Origin of the sequence: Nonomuraea sp. LPB2021202275-12-8 (assembly GCF_037044575.1) — a bacterium.
GTDB lineage: Bacteria > Actinomycetota > Actinomycetes > Streptosporangiales > Streptosporangiaceae > Nonomuraea.
This window is the reverse complement of sequence record NZ_JBAHWD010000184.1, coordinates 1-312: the sequence shown is the minus strand read 5'-3', so window position 1 is coordinate 312 and position 312 is coordinate 1. Positions and strand designations below refer to the sequence as shown.

At 66.3% G+C, this 312-nt stretch carries 1 protein-coding gene; it reads left to right on the top strand.

Translation table 11 applies throughout. The features are described from left to right. Positions 1–312 (top strand): phosphopantetheine-binding protein (locus tag V5E28_RS49300; protein ID WP_336217230.1); only part of this gene is annotated, 312 nt, incomplete at both ends.

The following is a 312-nucleotide window of genomic DNA, read 5'->3' as shown; positions in this document are numbered from 1 at the left end:
TGGAAGCCCTGCCGCTCAACCCCAACGGCAAACTCGACAAGAAGGCCCTGCCCCCACCCGACCTCACCACCCTCTCCCAAGGCCGCCCACCCCGTACACCGCTCGAACAGACCCTGTGCACCCTGTACGCCGAGGTCCTCAACCACCCCCACGTCACCATCGACGACAGCTTCTTCGACCTCGGCGGGCACTCCCTCCTGGCCACCCAGCTCATCAGCCGCATCCGCGAAACCCTCGACACCGAAATCACCATCCGCACCCTCTTCGACACCCCCACCATCACCGACCTCGCCCCCGCCATCCACGACAGCC